This is a genomic window from Streptomyces albospinus, assembly GCF_014648695.1.
Taxonomy (GTDB): Bacteria; Actinomycetota; Actinomycetes; order Streptomycetales; family Streptomycetaceae; genus Streptomyces; species Streptomyces albospinus.
On sequence record NZ_BMRP01000045.1, the window covers coordinates 1 to 18,996 of the forward strand.

The window sequence follows — 18,996 nt, forward strand, 5'->3', positions numbered from 1 at the left end:
TCTTCGGACCCGGACGACTCATACCCAACCAACGACGAATCTCTGACTCAGATCACTAGGGGACGAGCGATCGTCAGCCAGGGAACTTCACCCTGGCTGACGGTTGCATATTTGATCGCCGGGATCGCCCGGCGCCCGTGGCCTGCTCTGGAACTTCCGTGAGCTGGTGCTTGACCCGGTCGAGCTGGCGGCGGATTCGATCCACATGGCGGCCCGGCTTTCGGGGACGGGAATGTGGCGGCGCATGAGCGGGCGAGCGGTTTTCAGGGCGATGCCGGCGTTTCCGAAGGCGACTGCGGCGCGGAGGGCGACGTTGGTGGGGCTGAAGCCGGCCCATGCGGCGGGTCGGTCGAGTCTGAGGTAGCGGGCGACGCTGCCCCACGACATCACCGTGTGCCTGGATGCCGGCTACGACTCGGGCAGGACCCGCACCACTCTTCCACCACGCGGATTACGAGGCGGATCGGGCACAAAGGCGAGAAGGCCCCTCGCCAGGCCCCCCAGCGCTGGCAGGCGGAGCGCAGCCACGCCTGTCAGAACGCCTTCTACCGGCTCGCACGCTGTTATGAACGCCAGCCCAGCGTCATCAACGCCTGCTTCGACCTCGCGGATGCCGTCCTCACCGTGCGTAGCCTGTTCCGACGCACCTGGACCACCACCGCTGGGACGACCGCCCCACCCGACGACCCTGCCCCCGCACCTATCCGAGCGAGCTCTTCATCACCTGAGATGTCTATCCTGCGGGCCGTGACCCGTGGATGTACTGGTCGGCCCAGGCGCTGATGATGTGGGCGGCTCGCTGCGCTTGTCCTCGTGCGGTCAGGAGATGGTCTGCTCCTTCGAGCGAGACGAAGCTTCGCGGGTGTCGTGCCTCGTTGAAGATCTCCCCGGCGTTGGAGATGTCGACGGTCTGGTCGGTAGGCGAATGCAGGACGAGAAGCGGCAGGTGCAACTCGCGGATCCGGTCGCGCAGGTGAGCATGGCGGACGTCTTCGACGAAGGCGCGCTTGAGGACCAGTGTCCTCCCGCCGACGAACCACTCGTGCGACCCTTCACTGAGAACCCGATCCATGACCGCGTCGTACTGTCGCTCGACGTGGCTGGGCTCGACAGGCGCCCCGATCGTGGCGAGCGCGCGGACGCCCGTTGCCTCGGCCGCTGCGGCGAGGGCGGCGGCGCCTCCCCATGAGTGCCCCACCAGCAGGTCTGCCGGAGTTCCTCGCTCCGCCATCAGGGCTGCTGCACGGATCGTGTCCTGGACCTTGACGGTGAAGGAACCGTCCCCCCAGTCACCGTCGGAGTCCCCGATCCCGAGGTTGTCGTAACGCAGCATTCCGATCCCTTCGCGTGCCAGCTGCTTGCTGACGCGCGAGGCGGCCGGCGAGTCCTTGCCGAGTGTGAATCCGTGCACGAAGATTCCCCAGCCGCGGATCTCGCCGTCTGGCAGGTCGATTACTCCGGCCAGTTCGGGGCCGACGATGCTTGGGAATCTCACTTTTTCGGTCATGTTGTGATCACCTAGGCAGGGACTGTTCGTGGGGCAGGGGGACGAGGGCGACACCGGCGGGTGCCACGCCCATGATCCGAGCAGGAGAGCAGTGAGCGCGGTGCTTGCCGCTGTCGGCGCGTCAGACGATCGGCTTCTGCGCGGAGGCCGGCTTGGTGGTGAGCAGTGCAGTGATCTCATCGGCGAGGTGCGGGCCGAGTTCGCCCCAGCCGTCCTTGTAGCCGTAGACGCCGGCCAGGGTGCGGGCCTCGTAGTCGCCGTTCATGATCTCGATGTCGGTGGCTGTGATGAGTGCCGGGTGGGCGACGCCGACGGCCGCCGAGACCTTCATCAGCTCCGTGCGCAGGGTGCGCAGGTAGACCGCGGCCCGGGTGGCCTTCGAGGTCGGGTCGAGGCCGCGGGCCAGCCGCGGGTTCTGGGTGGCGACGCCGGTGGGGCACTTGTCGGTGTGGCACTTCTGCGACTGGATGCAGCCGATCGACAGCATCGCCTCACGAGCCACGTTGATCATGTCGGCACCCAGAGCGAAGGCGACCGCGGCGTTCTCGGGCAGGCCGAGCTTGCCGGAGCCGATGAAGGTCAGGTCGTCGGTCAGCCCCTGCTCGGCGAAGGTGCCATAGACCCGGGAGAAGCCCATCCGGAAGGGCAGCGACATCGAGTCGCTGAAGATCAGCGGCGCCGCCCCGGTGCCGCCCTCGCCGCCGTCGATGGTGACGAAGTCGACTCCACGATCACCACGCGCCATCAGCGTGGCCAGCTCGTGCCAGAAATCCATCTCTCCCACCGCGCTCTTGATCCCGACCGGCAGACCGGTCTCGGTGGCGAGCAGTTCGACGAAGTCGAGCATCGAGTCGACGTCGCTGAACGCGGTGTGCCGCGACGGGGAGGCGCAGTCCTTGCCGAGCGGGATGCCGCGGATCTCGGCGATTTCGGGGGTCACCTTCGGGCCCGGCAGCATCCCGCCCAGTCCTGGCTTGGCGCCCTGGGAGAGCTTGATCTCTATCGCCTTGACCGGGGCGCCGGCGACCACATCCTTGAGCTTGTCGATGTTGAAGCTGCCGTCCTCGTTGCGGCAGCCGAAGTACGCCGTACCGATTTGAAGGACAAGGTCGCCGCCGCTGCGGTGGTACGGCGAGAGACCGCCCTCTCCCGTGTTGTGCATCGTGCCCGCCAGCGCCGCCCCTTTGTTGAGCGCCGTGATCGCCGCGCCGGAGAGCGATCCGAAGCTCATCGCCGAGATGTTCACCACGCTCGCCGGTCGGAACGCTTTGGCACGCCCGCGCGGCCCGCCCAGCACCTTGGCCGAGGGCAGTGGGGCCTGCGGGTCGTGCGCGTCGGGCAGCGTGCCGGCGAACGTGCGCTGCTTCAGGTACGCGTGCCCCTGCATGTGCTCGACGTCGTTGTCGGTTCCGAACCCGAAGTAGTTGTTCTCCCCCTTCGCCGATGCATAGATCCAGCTGCGCTGGTCACGACTGAACGGGCGCTCCTCGTCGTTGGATGTCACTATGTACTGCCGCAGCTCCGGCCCGATCGTCTCCAACAGGTACCGGGCGTGCCCGATCACCGGGAAGTTGCGGAGCAATGCGTGCTTCTTCTGGACAAGGTCACGAGCGGCCACCAGTGCCAATGCTGTTGCGGTGGCCGTGGCGATGCTCCGGGCGCGCATGAACGTTCCTCTCCTCGATGCTCGACTCCATCGCCAGGCGGTGGACGTCGTCGTGTCGTATCGGGCGTTGGGCGGCGGGCACGACCCAGCGGGGTCGGCGTCCGTCGGAGAACGCGAAATGATATTAGGGGCTCGCTCGGATGGGTGTGGGGGCAGGGTCGTCGGGTGGGGCGGTCGTCCCAGCGGTGGTGGTCCAGGCACGTCGGAACAGGCTCCGGACGGTGATGACGGGATCCGTGAGGTCGAAGAAGGCGTTGATGACGCTGGGGCGGCGTTCGCAGCAGCGTGCGAGCCGGTGGAAGGCGTTCTGACGGGCGTGGGTGCGCTCTACGCGCCAGCGTTGATGGTCTGGCGAGAGGCCTTCTCGCCTTGGTGTGCGATCCGGCCTCCGGGTGGGCCTCACGCCCATTACTCAGTCAGGACTTCGTATGGGGCGGGTCGGTGACAGCCGACACCGGACAGTCTTGCCGTTCACCGGACCATCGTGGTCGAGTCCGGTTATCGGTACCACGCTGATCATCGGCACCACAGGCAGCCGCGTCACCCCGCAACTGACAGCCGCCGGTCGCGCGGTCGAGGAGGCCAGTCGCAAGGCCACACCGGTGGCCGGAGCGGAGCCGGGTCGCCTTCGACGGGAACGACCCCGACAGCCATGGCGCCGCCCTCGACGGCGTCGATCGCCTCTACCCGATCTCGCCCGTGGGGGATCCCGGCCTCACAGCCGTCGTCCTGGCCTTCCTACGCCGGGCCCGCGCCGCCGGAGTGCGGCGCGCGGTTCCCCTGAGAGCCTCCTCCCTCCCGGAAGGCGGGTCGGCCGTGGGCCTGGTGCACCAGGCGCTGCCGGGCATCTTCGACGAGTTGGCGGTGCTGCGACCGTCCTGGTTCATGCAGAACTTCACCGGCACCCATCTGCACGCGCTCAGCATCCGTACGGACGGCGACCCTCCTGACCGCCACCGGGACGGGCCGGGCCGGATTCGTCGACGTCGTGGACATCGCAGCCGTGGCCGTCCACGCCCTCACCGACGTACCCGCCCCCAACGCCGATCTCGTTCTCACCGGACCCGAGGTCCTCAGCTATGACGACTTCGCCGCGGGCATGCCTTGCGCGGATAACTGCACCATCCGGGCTCGCCGCCAAGTCACCACCGAACCGGTGCCTCTGCGGATGATCCGTAGCAACCGCCTGCCCTCGTCATCCTCAATCTCCCGGAGCCGCACACGCTCAGCCACGTGATCGTTCTGGCCTCCCCGTGCCACCCCGGCGCACCAACGACAGGGCGAACGTTGCTTGATACGGCACAAGTGGCTGTACTGCGCCTGTTCGCACCGGGTCCACGTTGCTGCCCGTCGCCGCATATACAGGGCGGTTGCGAGCAGTACTCCCGGGATTGTCAAGGGCAGTGAGTGCATGACGTCCCAGCAGATCCATTCCGCGCCGACCCCGGCTATGAGGCCTCTGCCGATGGTGTCCGCCCACGCTCGTCCAGACATCGCCGCACCCTAGAAAATCGTTTGACCTGCACCAATGCCCCCGTGATGACAGTAACTTGACCCCCGTTCAGCCCAGCTCGCAGTAGCTGTCCGATCTGGCTTGAGGTTGCAGTGCTTGGTGGAGGTGCCCAGCGAGGTGAGGGTTTTCTCTGCGCAAACGGTGCCGCAGGAATGGAAATCTACCTCTCAGTCACGAGGAGGTCATCGAAGTTGAAGGTGTCTTGCTCGAAAAGCTCGACGACGTCGCGCGCGCGGTCACCCTTCTGGTAAGGCACGGCGGGATTGCTGTCGGGAACGATGACGCTCCAGGTGTGGACGATGCCGTCGCAAGTGACGCTGGTGGACGCCTCACCCGCGGCCCCGAGGTTGGTCTCGTCCGCCAGCTCGTTGATGAGGTTGCCTGAGCCACCGCCGTCGCACGAATAGGTACCCGTTGCAGTGACCGTGCCATCCGGGTTGAGTGTGGCGTTCTGGTTGATGGTGAGGCTGGAAGCGGCGTGGGCCGGAGCGGCCAGCGCCATTGTGCTGGCGATGACCGACACGACTACGGCAGCCAGACTGGTGAGGCGACGTCGTATTCTGCGCATTTCCTGCCTCCGTCGGGATGGCGGTGCCCAGAGCGCACAGTCTTCCTGATGGACACCATGTGCCCCGAGTGTCCTGGCGACAATGGAATCCAGCCACACCCTCGGCTCGGCGCACTGGGGCATACCAGGGAGCGCACACTCCGCTAAGACACCTTGCACCGCGACGCGCAACCCGGGTTGCATGAGCAAGCCTTGACACTGCTGATCCCACAGGCCCCGCTGCCGGTGAGGGGCGTTCCGGGCGCAAGTCATGCCGCGCGACCGCTGACGAAGAACGGCGGGCAGGAGTCGAGCGGGGGCGGCAGGCATGGTGGGGGTGGGCGAACCGACCCGTCCTTGGGCTCGTCGGTGCGGACCGGGCCGCCCGTGGTGACGGACTGGATGGCGGCGCGGGCGATGGTCAGGGCGGCGCGGGAGCCTTCGCCGGTGATGGCGGGGGAGCGGTCGGTGCGGAGGCGGTGAATGAAGTCGGTCAGTTCGGCGATGTAGGCGTCGTGGAAGAGGTCTTGGTCGTATGTGACGCACTCGGCCGTGGTGCCTTGGGCGCCGTAGGCAGTGAGGTGGTTGCGGCCGGGGCCGGGCGGTGCGGATCGGCGTCGACGGCCGGTCAGAGAGTGAAGGCGGCGTGGAAGCGCTCCAGGGCGAGGACGTCGTCACCGGAAGCCCATGTCTCCATCGCGACCGTTCCGCGGTGGCTGCGGTCACCCAATTGCCGTGCGATGGCTTGGTAGTTGGCCTCTCCGGCGCAGGGGCCGCTGTTGGCCAGTAGGTTCACTTTTTGAAGTGATGTCAACGGTCTTGACGCCCATCCTTACGCCCAGTTAACTCAAGCAGTGCATCAGGTCTGGACCAGCCTGAAGCTCTGGTCCCGACGTCGTTCCCGGTCGGCCGATCCGACGTGCACCGCTTCTCGGAGGGCAGCCAGCCATGCCTTGAGCGTCCAGGTATTCAACGCCCCTTCACCGCTCCGGTGTACACGCACTTCTGACGGCGGTGCGGCCGTCCCCGGGCCAACGCCTGCTCCCCCCACGGCACACAGGAGCCCTTATGAGTTCACCAGCACGGCACAGAAGAAGTTCGCGGTCACTGCACATACGCGGCGCCCACCGGAGCACGATCGGCGTGGTCGCCACTGTGCTCATCGGCGGTACCACGACCGCGGCGTCCGGCGCCGCGCCGTCCGACGGGCCCAAGGCGGCCGACGTGCCGCAGGCCGTGGCCCCTTACCTGTACAACGGGTGGGGCAACCCGCCGGATCCCGCCATGGTGATGGACGCCACCGGCGTCAAGTGGTTCACCCTGGCCTTCGTCCTCAGCGGCGGTACGTGCGATCCGAAGTGGGACGGCAGCCGTCCCCTCGTCGGCGGCGTCGATGCGCGGACCGTGGACGTGATCCGCGCCAAGGGAGGCGACGTCGTCCCCTCCTTCGGCGGGGCCGGTGGCAGCAAGCTGGAACAGACCTGCCCGGACGCCTCGGCTCTGGCCGGCGCGTACCAGAAGGTGATCGACGCCTACGGCCTGAAGGCGATCGACATCGATATCGAGGGCGATGCCTACGGCGACCCCCAGGTGCAGCAGAAGACGATCAACGCGCTGAAGCAGGTGAAGGCCCACAACTCCGGCCTGACCACGTACGTCACGTTCCCCAGCGCCAAAAACGGCCCGGACGCCAGCATGATCAAGCGGGCCGCGGGCTCCGGTCTGGAGGTGGATGGCTGGACGATCATGCCGTTCGACTTCGGCGACGCGGGCGGTCAGGACATGGGCGAGTTGACGAAGAAGGCCGCCGAGGGACTGAAGAACACGGTCAAGGACGCATACGGCTACAGCGACGACGCGGCCTACCGGCACACCGGCATCTCGTCGATGAACGGCATCACCGACGCCAACGAGCAGGTCACACCGCAGAACTTCGAGGCCATCCGCACCTACGCCCAGGAACACCACCTCGCCCGCCTCACCTACTGGTCGGCCAACCGCGATCGCCCGTGCCCCGGCGCCTATCCCAACGACGACACCTGCTCGGGCGTGGACCAGGAACCCTGGCAGTTCACCAAGATCTTCGCCGGATACACGGGTTGAGCGGGGGCATCGTGAAGCTGAACATGACCCGCGACGAGTCGGGCCTGCCGCGCCACCGCAGGCGCCGCGCCCTGCCGGCCGCTGCTGCCGCCCTCGTCCTCGCGGCCGGCACCGTGGCCCTCCTTTCCCCGCAAAGCGCGAGCGCAGGACCCGAACACATCACACCGCAGAAGCACATCACCGCAGCGGACGCCCCGGACCTCGGCCCCAACGTCGACATCTTCGACCCGTCGATGCCCAAGGACCAGATCCAGTCCCGGCTCGACACCATCTTCAAGGAGCAGGAGAAGAACCAGTTCGGCGAGGAACGACACGCGCTGCTGTTCAGGCCGGGCAAGTACGATGTGGACGCCAACATCGGCTTCTACACACAAATCGCCGGGCTCGGCCTGTCGCCCGACGACACCGACATCAACGGCGATGTGCACGCCGAGGCCGACTGGTTCGGCGACAACGCGACGCAGAACTTCTGGCGCGGCGCCGAGAACATGGCCGTGACCCCGGCGAACGGCACCAACCGGTGGGCCGTCTCGCAGGCCGCGCCGTTCCGCCGGATGCATGTGAAGGGCGATCTACAGCTGGATCCGCGGAACCACGGCTGGTCCAGCGGCGGCCTGCTCGCCGACACCAAGGTGGACGGTTCGGTCTCCTCCGGGTCGCAGCAGCAGTACCTCTCCCGCAACACCGAGTGGAGCAGCTGGAACGGCTCCAACTGGAACATGGTGTTCGTCGGAGCGACCCACCCGCCGGCCGGCAACTTCCCCCAGCCGCCGTACACCACGGTGGACAAGACCCCCAAGTCCCGGGAGAAGCCGTTCCTCTACGTCGACGACACGGACGCGTACAAGGTCTTCGTCCCCGACGTCGCCGCAGACACCCAGGGCACCACATGGTCCGGCCGTGCCCCGAAAGGCACATCCCTGCCGCTGAGTGACTTCTTCGTCGCCAAGCCCGGCATGACGGCGTCCCAGATCAACGGCGCGCTCAACCAGGGCAGGCACCTGCTGTTCACGCCCGGTGTCTACCACCTGGACGACACGATCAAGGTGACGAAGCCGGATACCGTGGTGCTCGGCCTCGGCCTGGCCACCCTCGTCCCCGACGGCGGGGTCACCGCCCTCTCGGTGGCCGATGTCGGCGGAGCGAACATCGCGGGGCTGCTGATCGACGCCGGCCGGGAGACCTCGGACACGCTGATGGAGATGGGTCCGAAGGGCGCTTCGGCGGACCACTCCGGCAATCCGTCCTCGCTGCACGACGTCTACTTCCGGGTCGGCGGCGCGGGCGTCGGCAAGGCGACCAAGAGCCTCGTCGTCAACAGCTCGGACGTCATCGGCGACCACACCTGGATCTGGCGGGCCGACCACGGCGACGGGGTCGGTTGGACGCAGAACACCGCGGACAACGGACTGACCGTCAACGGCGACGGCGTCACGATGTATGGCCTGTTCGTCGAGCACTACCAGAAGAACCAGGTGGTCTGGAACGGCAACCACGGCCGGACGTACTTCTTCCAGAACGAGATGCCCTACGACCCGCCGGACCAGTCGGCCTGGATGGACGGCGACACCAAGGGCTACGCCGCGTACAAGGTGGCCGACACTGTCACCGACCACCAGGCGTACGGGCTGGGCAGCTACTGCTACTTCGACGTCGACAAGTCCGTCGCCGCCGACCGCGCCTTCCAGGTACCCCGTGCGAACGGGGTGAAGTTCCACCACATGGTGACGGTCTCGCTCGGCGGTACGGGCACGATCAACCATGTCATCAACGACCAGGGCGGTCCGGCGAACACGGACCACCAGCAGGCCTACGTGGTGGACTACCCGTAGCCCGCACGCCCGCCCACTCCTTCCTCCCCTCCCCACAGCGAACGGCCGCCGGACCCAACGGCGGCCGTTCGCGTATTCCCGGTGGTGGTGTGCCCGGGCCGTCCCTGAGCTGAGCGGGGCGGTGCCCAGTACCGAACAGCCTTTGCCCGCGGCGAGTGGTCCGGCCGCCCTGCAGAGCCTCGCAGTCGGCGGCGTCCCGCGCCGCGGGGCTGACGGTCGCAAGGGTGATCACGGATCCACTACGGACCGTGCGTTGTCCGATGGGAGGCCGGTCGCACCGGGTATACCGGACATGCCCGGGTCGGAGGCGACTGATTGGCTGGGCGGAACGTGGGAGGGCGAAGAGTTGGGATCGACACGTGTTCCAGCCGTTCCGGTCCAGCAGCGCGCCGGGGGCGTCATGTCGGCAAGGGTGCGGGCGGGGCTTGCGGTCACGCTGCTGGCACTCTTTCTTCTGGTGGTCCTCCTTCTTGTCGGGCTGATGGTTGCAGCCACGGTGTGGAGGTTCTCGGAAGGCGACGACCTTGGCGGCCTCAAACTCACCGTTTTCACAGTGGTTGTGGTCGTCGCGGTGTGCCTCTCGTTCGTCCGGGCTTTGCGCGCGGTGAAGGAGCCCCCTGAAGGGGTCTCCGTAACAAGGGCGGATGCCCCTGAACTATGGGAGATCATGGACGACTTGGCCGAGGCGATGCAGAGCAGACCGCCGGACGAGGTTCTGCTGATTGCCAAGGCAAACGCCCATGTGGCAGAAGCGTCACCCCTGTTGGGGCTCTTCCCAGGACGAAGGTATCTCTGCCTCGGCACTCCGCTGCTCATGACGCTGACGGTCGATCAGTTCAGGTTTGTCCTCTCCCACGAGCTGGGGCACTATTCGAACAAGGACACCCGTCTGGCCGCAGTCACCTACGCTGGCGGCGAGGCGATCGCGCGCGCCATCCAGTACGTCGGCATCGGTACGCCATGGCGAGCGGTGCTGCGCGGATACTTCTGGTGCTTCGAGTCGCTGTCGCTCGCCGTGCGCCGCCGCCAGGAGTACCTGGCCGACTGCTCCTGGGTCGGGATCACCGACCGGGACACGGCGGTGACTGCTCTGCGCCAGGTGCACGCCGTGGATCGGGTGTGGACCATGTACCTCGAAACCTATGCCCGGACGCGTGTCGGCGACTACGTGCTCGGCGATGTGACCGTCGGCTTCCGCCACTTCCTCGCCTCCAGCGGCGCCGACCAGCTGGAGTACGAGGAAGCCGACACCTCACCGGACCAGGCGCAGTCGAAGTGGGACACGCACCCGCCGCTCGCACAGCGGATCGCCGCGATCGAAGCGATGGACGCTGTCCCGCCTGCTGCCCCGCCCGACCACCGGCCGGCCGATGCCCTGCTCCCGGCCCTGTCCGACAACGGCCCCCGACTCGACAAACTGATCTTCCCTGACCCCGACCAGACTGCGCGGGGCAAGGCAGCCGTGGGAGCGACGTGGCGTGGAGGCCGATGTCATGAGCCGTTCCGGCAATACGCCGTCCGGATTACCAGGGCCTGCCGCCAGGACGAGGCCGACAACCTGTACAGGGCCGTCGCGCGCCTCACCGAAACCCCCAGGGCCGGTCTGAGAGAGGTGCTGGATCTTCTCGCACGCGGCTACGCACCCGACATCGTGGCTCAGTTGAGGCGTGCTCGTCTGGACATGGAGCATCCGAATCCAACGGTCGAACTCGCCCGGAGACTCGAAGCAGCGCTGGAATGCGCGGCGGAGACGAGCGGTGCAGCACGACGGAGGTACGAAGAGGACACCGGAGTGGTCCTGATCGCTACCGATGGTCAGCCGCTGGATCTGGGGCCGCCGGCCCGTCGCGCAATCGGCAGCAGGGAGGAGGCCGCCCAGGTACGAGCGCGGCTTGTCGAACTCGGCATCGCTGAGAATTGCGGTCAACCGGCTGGCTCCGCCCAGGTGGCTGCCCCCGCCCGCGTCGTGGGTGCCATGGCCGTCCGACTCAACGGAAGCGACTACGACCTGATCGTGCGGACCACCTCCCTGGTGTTCGTACCGGTCGAACGGCTCAGCACGCGATGGGAAAATTCCCGCGAGCGGCTGGCTTACCAGGCACAGGACTTCGCCACCCTGAAGGAGCGGTCGGAGAGAAGCTTCTTGCAGGTGCGGTACGAGCAGATCCAGCAGGCGAGCCTGTTCCACGACACACGGGCCAACGTCCGTCTGGTCTTGCGGGACGGCACTTCCCTCTGCGTGGTCGATGCCGGTCCGGGGCGCGTCAAGAGGCGCCCCGGGAAGTACGAGCACAGCGCCGAGGCCCGAGAGGCACTGCGTGGGTTCGTCGGGAGCCTGCCTGAGGTTGCCTCACCCCTCGTGCCGGACCCGTCCTCGCCCACAGTGCGGCAGCTTGCCGCTATGGAGCAGGTCAAGCGAGGGACGGGGAAGACCAACTACGTCAAGTTCGTGGCGCCGACAGCCCTCCTGCTACCGGTCGGCATGCTGCTGACCGGTCTGAGCACCGGGGATGCCGCGGCCGGCTACGCATTCGCCGTGATCTTCGCGATTCCCGCCATGTTCCTGGCGGTCTACTACTGGCGGGGCATGCGCCAGAGCGGGGGAGGAGGCCGTGGCACCGCGCGGCGCGCACAGCAGCTCGCGTCCGCTGGAACTGGACTCGCACCCGTGCGGTGGGGTGTGCTCAGCCTCGTGCTGGCGGTGTGCTGCCCACCGCTGGGCGCCCTCTCCGTCGTGCTCGGTGTCCGGTCGGTCCGAGAAGCCAGAATGGCCGGCACCTCCATCGCCCTGGGCGTCGCGGCGATCGCAGCCGCACCGATCGTCTGGCTCACCGTCATCCTCATCGCGGTGACGAACACGGGTTAACGAAATGCCCTCACTCGCCTCGTACATGGTGAACGGCCAACCGCTCCTGGTCGGCTGACAACGGGGAAAGGCCGTACGCGATGAGGGACTTGACCTACCTGCTCTCGGTGCTCGTCTGCGCCCAGAGCCTGACACGGCTCAGCGAAGCCGTCGCCCAGTGGCTGATCTTGCGCGCCCGGGCGGAGCTCGCCCGCGCAACGGCCGCGGCGCCGGCTGGACGGGGCGGGCGCGAGCACACTGCTCCGGTCGCCGCTCGACAGACGCCGGAACTCTTGGTGAAGGAGAACCATGGGTGACGCAATGCCCGGCCCAGGCGACCCCGCCGCGCAGCCGACCACCGAGCCCTGGTGGAAGGACCAGGTGGAGGATGCCTATCGCGCGCATCATGAGGGGCTGCTGAGGTTCGTCCGCGCACAGGCACGGGATTTCAGGCTGGCCGAGTCGGCACTCGACAGCTCAGGAGTGGTGCAGGAGACCTTCGCGCGGGCGATGCGCAAGTGGCCGGAGATCCGCGCCCCGAAGTCGTGGCTGTACAAGGTCGCCCAGATGCGGGTTCGTGAGATCGCGCGGGAGGTTCGCAGGTCCGCCCCGGCAGACCTGGCCGAGCTGGACGAGGCGGCAGTGTCGGGCTGGTCCTCCATGAGTCGACAGGCCACGGTGGAGGACACAGCATTTGCCCGCATGGTCGTTGGCGACATGCGCGAACTGCCCGGCAAGCAGGCAGAGGCGACGTTTCTGCGGCACGCGATGGGTTTGTCGAGCGACGAGATCGGGGACCAGTTGGGCTCCTCGCCCCAAGCCATCCGGGTCCACGTCTTCCGGGGCACCAAGGCGTTGCGGGAGCAGTGGAGCGGCGTTCGTCAGACGGCCTGGTGGGCTCGCCCCCTGCCGAGCGACGCTCTCGCAGTGGCGGCGCTGGGCGCTCTGCTGTGCACGGCGGCCTCCCTCGTGCTGGCGTGGTGCGGGGTCCCGGTGGTGGCCGCGGTCCTCGGCCCTCCCACCGTCGCCACCGCGGCCGTGCTGACAGGGTGGGCCACGTGGAAGGTCGCGCAGCGAGGACGCCGTCATGGCGGCGTTGAACAGCGCATCGAGGGCGGACAGAGCGGACACGGAGGCGGTGCGGACGGTGAGATTTCGGCTCAGCGTCTCCCTGAGCAATGAAGATCCACCGTTTTGAAGTCGCTGATTGCGGGCGGTTGTCGAGGGTCGAGACCGTCTGCTGTTTCGGTGATCAACCGCGACGCGCACGCCGCCAGTGTCTGGACGCCCCTCGGCTACGGCACGTGGGAGGCGTACGGCAATGCGGAGTTCGGCATCAGCCGCGCGCCGGCATACCGGCTGCGTGACGTCGCCCGCGCCCTGGGAGCCATCCACGGAGCGGTCGCCGCCGGCACCGGAGACGTGTAGGAGCCCCGCCGCTCCGGTCCGGGAGCGGCGGGGCTCTGCTCGGCCCACGCCGTACGGGGCCTCACATCCCTGCTAGGGGTGCAGCTCGACCCAGTCGACGACCGTGTTGCCGGGTACCTGGCTGTAGTCGTCGCAAGGGTCGCTCTGGCGCTGCAGCTTGGAGTTGTGCCGCTCGCCGGGGTTGGGCGCCCAGGCATAGACCGCCCAGCCGGAGGTGACGCAGACCCTGCTGACTCCCGTGATGGGGCCTATGTCGTAGCTGCCGGGGTCGTTGAAGCAGTACCTGTTGTCGGGGGTGTAGACGGCAAAGGCGCAGTCCGATGTGGCTGCGGTTGTCTTGGTGACGCGGACCCCGTCGTCGGCCGAGGCCGGGGCGGAGGTCACCCCCATGAACCCGAGGCTCGCGGCAAGGACGGATGCGGCAGCGACGATTCTTCGCGGTGTGTTCACCGTGCTCCTTCAGATACGGGCCGTCGGCGGGGTCGCCCACCGACGGCGGATCGGCATGCGAGGAAGATGCGTCGGCCGCGTGATGACCGTGCGGCGCTTCAACATGCCTTCCCCCGTTGCGGGTTGACCGCAGTGCGGTACTCCGCGTGCCCCTGGTCGGCGGGGCACACATGATGCTGCCGTCCGTCCCGCGCCGCCGACAGGACGTCCAGCGGACGTTTAGCGGACGTTCTCCCGGGTTGGCCACAGTGCCGCATCGGAAGTGAAGCCGTGCGGCCGGGGCCGCGCGGTCGGGCCCGCGGGGCGAGGAGAGGACATGCAGGAACGGTTTGACACAGTGCTGCGCGTTTACAGACGGCGGGCCGGGCTGACCCAGGAGGAGCTGGCGGAGCGGGCGGGTTTGTCGGCCCGGACCATCCGCGCGCTGGAGTCCGGGCAGGGACGGGTGCCCCGCATGGCCTCGGTGCGGGAGGTCGCCAAGGCGCTCGGGCTGGGGGCGGACGACCAGCGGCGGCTGCTCGCCACGGCCGCGGCTGATGGGCGGGAGGGGTCGATGGAGCCCGTGTCCCAAGGGCGCCGACGGTATCTGCCTTACGGCATACCGGACTTCACCGGGCGCTCCAACGAGGTGGCCCGGCTCGTGGAGCTGGTCGGCGACGGCTCCGCGAGCGCGGTGGTGGTCTCGGCGATCGACGGCATGGCGGGCGTCGGCAAGACCACGCTGGCGGTGCACGCCGCCCATCTCGTGGCCGAGAGGTTCCCGGACGGCCAGTTCTACTGCGATCTTCATGGATTCACCCCGGGGTACGACCCGGTGGACCCGGCGTCGGCGCTGGAAGCGCTGCTGCGCATGGCCGGTGTCGACGGCGCACGCATCCCGCACTCCCTGGACGAGCGGTCGGCCCTGTGGCGTACCACGCTGTCGGACCGGCGGGCGCTGGTGGTGGTGGACAACGCCGCCGACGCGGCTCAGGTGCGTCCACTGCTGCCCGGCTCCGCCTCGTGCGCGGTGCTGGTGACCTCGCGGCGGCGGCTCCTGGCGCTGGAGGGCGCCATCCCGCTCTCACTCGATGTGCTGCCCGCGGCGGAGGCGTGCGCATTGGTGGCCCGGATCGCGGGACACCACAGGGTTGCCGACGCGCCCGAGGCCGTCTCCGAGATCGCCGAGCTGTGCGGCTACCTGCCGCTGGCCATCCGGATGGCGGCGGCCCGGCTCGCCCACCGCCCCGCCTGGACGGCACAGGACCTCGCGGCCGAGCTCCGCGCGGGCCGCCACCGGTCCGGCCTCGGCAGGAACGAGCAGGCGGTCAGCGCGGCCTTTTCCCTCTCCTATGCGCGCCTCGGCCCCGGACGTCAGCGGCTGTTCCGGTTGCTCGGCCTGCACCCCGGCGCCGATCTCGACGCGTACGCAGCCGCGGCCCTGGCGGGTACGGACGTGGCGACGGCCCGGCAGTGGCTGGAGGAACTCGTCGACGTACACCTGCTGGAGCAGTACGGACCCCGCCGCTATCAACTGCACGATCTGCTCCGCCGGCACGCGCGGGAGGTCCTGCATGAGACCGAGCCGCCCGCACGGCGCGAGGAAGCCGAGCTCCGGCTCCTCGACCACTATCTGCACACCGCGCTGAGCGCCCGCCCCCGGGTGGCGCCGGGACAGCGGCTGCTCCCGTTCGAGGTTGCGTGCCCGCCCGCCGACACCCCGGACGTGAGCGGGCGGTCCACGGCCCTGGCCTGGTACGAGGCCGAGCACGCCAACCTCGTCGCGATGATCACGCACGCCGCATCGCGGAGCAGGAACGAGCACGTCTGGCAGTACACCCATGTGCTCCAGCACTTCTTCGACATCCGGGGGCGCACCCTGGCCTGGGTCACCACCCATGAACTCGCCCTGGCCGCCACCAGGGGCCTCGACAACCGCCTGGCCCACGCTGAGACCCTGACCAGCCTCGCCGTCGCCTGCTGGCACGCCGGGCGCTACGAGGACGCCTTCAACCGGGGACTGGAGGCGCTGGCCCTGTGCCGGGAGATCGGCGATGCGTGGGGCGAGGCCGTCATCCTCACCAACTTCGGCATCGCGCAAGGGCAGTTGGGGCAGAGCGAGGAGGCCATCGACCTTCATCAGCAGGCCCTGGCCCTCTACAGGGGCATCGACGCCCCCTGGGGCGAAGCCCTGTGCCTGACCAGCCTGGGCGCGGTCTACGCCCGGCTCGGGCGGGCCGCGGAGGCCCTCGACCACCACCAGCGGGCGCTCGTCCGCTACCGGGGAATCGGAGACCCGTGGGGCGAGGCCCTCACCCTGACGAACATGGGCACCGGCTACCGGCAGCTGGGACGGTTCGGTGCGGCCGTCGACCACCACTCACAGGCGCTCACCCTCAGCCGCCGGATGGGCGACCGGCGAGCCGAGAGCGAGGTCCTCAACGACCTCGGCGCCACCTACCACGCGGCCGGCCGCCTCGACGTCGCCCGCCGTCGGCACCAGCGGGCGCTGGACATCGCCCGCGACATCGACAGCAGCCTGCAGACCGCCCGCGCCCACCAGGGCATCGCGTGGACTCTGGTCCCGGACGACCCCGAGGCCGCCCGCGCCCACGCCAAGCAGGCACTCGCGATCTACGGCGAGCTGAACGCCCCGGAAACCGCCGAACTCACCGCGTTCCTCGACACCCTCGACCAGGGCCCGGCCCCCGCTCACTGATAGCCGGGGCGGATGCCGCAGCATTGCGGCGGCATCCGCTGGTTGCCGGTGCGGCTGAGGCGGGCCGGGCCGCGTCAGGCGGGGAGGGCCAGGCATTCACCAGGATGTAAATGCCGGCTGCTCGACGTCGCCCGCGCCCTGGGCGCCATCCCAACCGCCAGATGCCCGAAGTCGCCCCGGCCTACCTGTCCGACACCGCGGCCCCCGACATCCTGGCGCTGCTGCGCGACGCGATCGGCGAGGGACTTGAGGCACGGCCTCGCGGCCCGCCGCTACGCCCTGTCCGGGGACCGCCGCACCCTGTACGGCACCGTCCCGTGACTGCCACTGCCACTGTCACTGCCCGGCATCGGTGAGGGCGAGCGCCGCCAGGTGCCAAGCCGCGGGGGAACGGCGAACAGTGCCCGCCTCCCACCCGACCGCACACCCGTGGCGTCTGCTCGACGAACGATCATGTGACGGGCAGGCTTGCGGTGCGGGTTGTCCTCGGTGCTGGGGCAGGGGGTGGTGTGGGTGGGCCTCAGCGGGTCGGGAAGGTGTAGGTGTAGCCCTGGGCGTCCAGCTGGTCCAGCAGCTCGGCGAGGGCTGCGACGCTCTGTGAGCGGTCGCCACCGGCGTCGTGCATCAGGATGATCGAGCCCGGGTGCAGGTTCCGGTTGATGTTGCGCAGGATGTTCTCGACGCCCGGCCGTTTCCAGTCGTCGGAGTCGTCGCTCCAGCCGAGCGGCCGGAGTCCGTGCTGAGCGGCGATGTTTCGGATGGTGGGTTTGAAGTCACCGCCGGGTGCCCGGTAGTACCAGAGCTTGGCCCCGGGACCGGCTGCGTCGGCTATCTCCCGCTGGGCGTCGACTATCTCGTGGACGTTGTAGTCCAGCGGCATGCTGCTCTGCCGCTCGTTGTGGTGTACGGAGTGGTCGCACAGCCGGTCACCGGCGGCGACTATCGACTTGGTGAGGTAGGGGTAGCGCTGCGCGTTCGGGCCTATCTCGCAGAACGTGGCCTTGGCATGGTGCTGGGCCAGCAGCGCCAGTACCTTCGGCGTCCAGCGCGGGTCCGGGCCGTCGTCGAAGGTCAGCGCGACCGACTTGCCGCTGGCCTGGGTGCGGAACTGGAGTGCGTTGCTCACCGTGAACCTGCTCGACGAGCCGGTGGAAGTGCTGCCCTGGCCGCTCGGCGGGGCGGCGGCCGAGGAGGAGGGGGCGGCGGGCGACGAGGATGACGGCGCGGCGCTCGGTGCCGAGGGTGACGCGCTGTGCGACGGGGTCGGGGAAGGGGAGGCCGAGCCGGTGGCGACGATGGACCGGGAAGCTGAGGCGGACGGCGGCCCGGCTGCCGACGATGTCTGCGTCGCATGCGCTCCGCACGCCGCCAGGGTGGCCCCGGTGAGCGCCACCGCAACGGCGGCTGTCGCCTTCTTTGCACTGGCCAATGTCACAGCAGATCCCTCCAACGGCACCCCGGCGGGCATGCCTGTTCAGCGGTGATGGGTGGTGGTGTGTCGCACACGGAAGGGGCGGGGGAGCGGGCTGCTCGTGGCCTCGGGTCGCGGTGACGGGCTCGGCGGCCGATCTGCCTGCTCCTGGTTCACCTACTCCTTGTGACGGACCGGATGCAAATAGTCCGTTTTATGTGCTATGTCGATAACGGTAGGGGAATCCGGAGTAACAACCCAGGGGCTCGCTGTGTGATCTGCGTCCCGTTCGGACCTGTGGTGATGCGTCGCGCGGCCTGTCGCCCAGACATTTCAGCGCGGCCATCACGGGGGTCGGCCATCGCCGGCGCCGACGTCGGCGCGCACTTGCCGCGTCGGCTCTCCCGGTCCGGCGACGCCACCCGGCAAGCCGAGCGCTACCGGATCGCCCGGGTGCTGCCGGCCGGCGACGCAGCCCACTTCCCCCCGCCGACCGGAGGGCAAGGGCTCAACCTCGGCGTGCAAGCCACTTTCAACCTCCGGTTGGAAACCGACCGTCACGGCGAGCGGCTGGGGGCCGGAGGGGCTGCTGGACGGCTACCGCGCCGAACGACACCCGGCGGGCGCCCGCGGCCGGCCCGCTCACCGACCGCCGGTCTGCCGTCGTCGTAGTCCACGTGTGCGTGCGCCGGGGCGGCGGGCCGCCGCCGACCGGCGGCCCGCGCCGGCGGGCGCTGCAAGCCCGCCAGGCGCCGCAGCTCGGTCGGCTGCCACCGGGTGGGATCGGCTACCGGTCCGGCGCGACCAAGGCGTGTCCGACCGGTCTGCTGCTTGGCCGCCGGTCTCGATCGAGGTTGGCCGTTTCGGCAGCCCCAAGTGAGTGATAGTGGCGATCCGCCCGTGTCTCCACGGCCGGACAGTCGTAGTCAGTTTCCAACGTCTCCTCAACGGAGGGAAGTTCATGCGACGCATCGCTAAGGTCGCTGTCAGTGCCGC

At 68.8% G+C, this 18,996-nt stretch carries 13 protein-coding genes and 7 pseudogenes; 11 read left to right on the plus strand and 9 right to left on the minus strand.

Annotated features, from left to right (window positions below):
* Positions 1–189 precede the first annotated feature (189 nt).
* Positions 190–372: pseudogene (locus IEZ17_RS43285) on the minus strand (helix-turn-helix domain-containing protein); the annotation flags it as partial.
* 1 nt (position 373) lies between these two features.
* Here IEZ17_RS43285 and IEZ17_RS34575 point away from each other — a divergent pair.
* A pseudogene (locus tag IEZ17_RS34575) lies at positions 374–728 on the plus strand (transposase family protein); the annotation flags it as partial.
* A 5-nt stretch (positions 729–733) separates the two neighbouring features.
* Here the strand turns inward: IEZ17_RS34575 and IEZ17_RS34580 are convergent.
* The 3 genes and pseudogenes from IEZ17_RS34580 to IEZ17_RS34590 all read right to left on the minus strand — a co-directional run.
* On the minus strand, positions 734–1,495 hold the full coding sequence (locus tag IEZ17_RS34580; RefSeq protein ID WP_229852928.1) for an alpha/beta hydrolase family protein: 762 nt from the start codon (positions 1,493–1,495) through the stop codon (positions 734–736).
* 133 nt (positions 1,496–1,628) lie between these two features.
* Entirely contained in the window at positions 1,629–3,173 is a 1,545-nt protein-coding gene (locus IEZ17_RS34585) for an FMN-binding glutamate synthase family protein (protein WP_189307218.1), read from the minus strand.
* 155 nt (positions 3,174–3,328) lie between these two features.
* Positions 3,329–3,560 (minus strand): annotated as a pseudogene (locus tag IEZ17_RS34590) (IS5/IS1182 family transposase); the annotation flags it as partial.
* A 113-nt stretch (positions 3,561–3,673) separates the two neighbouring features.
* Here IEZ17_RS34590 and IEZ17_RS43290 point away from each other — a divergent pair.
* Positions 3,674–4,269: pseudogene (locus tag IEZ17_RS43290) on the plus strand (Rossmann-fold NAD(P)-binding domain-containing protein); the annotation flags it as partial.
* Here the strand turns inward: IEZ17_RS43290 and IEZ17_RS44280 are convergent.
* The 3 genes and pseudogenes from IEZ17_RS44280 to IEZ17_RS34600 all read right to left on the minus strand — a co-directional run.
* Positions 4,260–4,406, minus strand: a pseudogene (locus IEZ17_RS44280) (IS630 family transposase); the annotation flags it as partial. The pseudogenes IEZ17_RS43290 and IEZ17_RS44280 sit on opposite strands and share 10 nt — an antisense overlap.
* A 440-nt stretch (positions 4,407–4,846) precedes the next feature.
* A complete protein-coding gene (locus IEZ17_RS34595; RefSeq protein WP_229852929.1) occupies positions 4,847–5,209 on the minus strand; it encodes a DUF6299 family protein in 363 nt (120 codons plus the stop codon).
* A gap of 652 nt (positions 5,210–5,861) precedes the next feature.
* A complete protein-coding gene (locus IEZ17_RS34600) occupies positions 5,862–6,029 on the minus strand; it encodes a hypothetical protein (RefSeq protein WP_189307222.1) in 168 nt (55 codons plus the stop codon).
* Positions 6,030–6,427: 398 nt separating this feature from the next.
* Between IEZ17_RS34600 and IEZ17_RS34605 the strand changes: the two are divergent.
* The 6 genes and pseudogenes from IEZ17_RS34605 to IEZ17_RS34630 all read left to right on the plus strand — a co-directional run.
* Positions 6,428–7,336 (plus strand): annotated as a pseudogene (locus IEZ17_RS34605) (chitinase); the annotation flags it as partial.
* A gap of 23 nt (positions 7,337–7,359) precedes the next feature.
* The gene (locus IEZ17_RS34610) at positions 7,360–9,168 is read left to right on the plus strand and encodes a pectate lyase-like domain-containing protein (RefSeq protein ID WP_189307303.1); all 1,809 of its coding nucleotides are present in this window, start codon (positions 7,360–7,362) and stop codon (positions 9,166–9,168) included.
* Positions 9,169–9,568: 400 nt separating this feature from the next.
* The gene (locus tag IEZ17_RS34615) at positions 9,569–12,034 is read left to right on the plus strand and encodes a M48 family metallopeptidase (RefSeq protein ID WP_189307224.1); all 2,466 of its coding nucleotides are present in this window, start codon (positions 9,569–9,571) and stop codon (positions 12,032–12,034) included.
* Positions 12,035–12,123: 89 nt separating this feature from the next.
* On the plus strand, positions 12,124–12,330 hold the full coding sequence (locus IEZ17_RS34620) for a hypothetical protein (RefSeq protein ID WP_189307226.1): 207 nt from the start codon (positions 12,124–12,126) through the stop codon (positions 12,328–12,330).
* Complete coding sequence (locus tag IEZ17_RS34625) at positions 12,323–13,195, plus strand: RNA polymerase sigma factor (RefSeq protein WP_189307229.1); 873 nt, start codon at positions 12,323–12,325, stop codon at positions 13,193–13,195. The genes IEZ17_RS34620 and IEZ17_RS34625 overlap by 8 nt, the downstream gene beginning before the upstream one ends.
* A 66-nt stretch (positions 13,196–13,261) precedes the next feature.
* The gene (locus IEZ17_RS34630; protein WP_189307231.1) at positions 13,262–13,441 is read left to right on the plus strand and encodes a hypothetical protein; all 180 of its coding nucleotides are present in this window, start codon (positions 13,262–13,264) and stop codon (positions 13,439–13,441) included.
* Between the two features lie 72 nt (positions 13,442–13,513).
* Here the strand turns inward: IEZ17_RS34630 and IEZ17_RS34635 are convergent, their stop codons facing one another.
* Positions 13,514–13,831: a hypothetical protein gene (locus IEZ17_RS34635; RefSeq protein ID WP_189307233.1), complete on the minus strand. Its 318-nt coding sequence runs from the start codon at positions 13,829–13,831 to the stop codon at positions 13,514–13,516.
* A 376-nt stretch (positions 13,832–14,207) separates the two neighbouring features.
* Here IEZ17_RS34635 and IEZ17_RS34640 point away from each other — a divergent pair, with 376 nt between their 5' ends.
* The gene (locus IEZ17_RS34640; protein WP_189307235.1) at positions 14,208–16,589 is read left to right on the plus strand and encodes an ATP-binding protein; all 2,382 of its coding nucleotides are present in this window, start codon (positions 14,208–14,210) and stop codon (positions 16,587–16,589) included.
* Between the two features lie 520 nt (positions 16,590–17,109).
* Here the strand turns inward: IEZ17_RS34640 and IEZ17_RS34645 are convergent.
* The gene (locus IEZ17_RS34645; protein ID WP_189307238.1) at positions 17,110–17,715 is read right to left on the minus strand and encodes a polysaccharide deacetylase family protein; all 606 of its coding nucleotides are present in this window, start codon (positions 17,713–17,715) and stop codon (positions 17,110–17,112) included.
* Between the two features lies 1 nt (position 17,716).
* On the opposite strand from IEZ17_RS34645, the gene IEZ17_RS34650 reads away from it, so the two are divergent.
* Both IEZ17_RS34650 and IEZ17_RS43295 read left to right on the plus strand, forming a co-directional pair.
* On the plus strand, positions 17,717–18,073 hold the full coding sequence (locus IEZ17_RS34650) for a hypothetical protein (protein ID WP_189307240.1): 357 nt from the start codon (positions 17,717–17,719) through the stop codon (positions 18,071–18,073).
* A gap of 203 nt (positions 18,074–18,276) precedes the next feature.
* Positions 18,277–18,628 (plus strand): annotated as a pseudogene (locus IEZ17_RS43295) (FAD-dependent monooxygenase); the annotation flags it as partial.
* Positions 18,629–18,996: the final 368 nt, after the last annotated feature.

Bases quoted from the DNA above. Each gene is read 5' to 3' on its own strand.
- IEZ17_RS34640 (WP_189307235.1), top strand. From the start codon at position 14,208: ATGCAGGAACGGTTTGACACAGTGCTGCGCGTTTACAGACGGCGGGCC.
- IEZ17_RS34610 (WP_189307303.1), top strand. From the start codon at position 7,360: ATGACCCGCGACGAGTCGGGCCTGCCGCGCCACCGCAGGCGCCGCGCC.
- IEZ17_RS34615 (WP_189307224.1), top strand. From the start codon at position 9,569: ATGTCGGCAAGGGTGCGGGCGGGGCTTGCGGTCACGCTGCTGGCACTC.
- IEZ17_RS34635 (WP_189307233.1), bottom strand. From the start codon at position 13,831: ATGGGGGTGACCTCCGCCCCGGCCTCGGCCGACGACGGGGTCCGCGTC.
- IEZ17_RS34625 (WP_189307229.1), top strand. From the start codon at position 12,323: ATGGGTGACGCAATGCCCGGCCCAGGCGACCCCGCCGCGCAGCCGACC.
- IEZ17_RS34585 (WP_189307218.1), bottom strand. From the start codon at position 3,173: ATGCGCGCCCGGAGCATCGCCACGGCCACCGCAACAGCATTGGCACTG.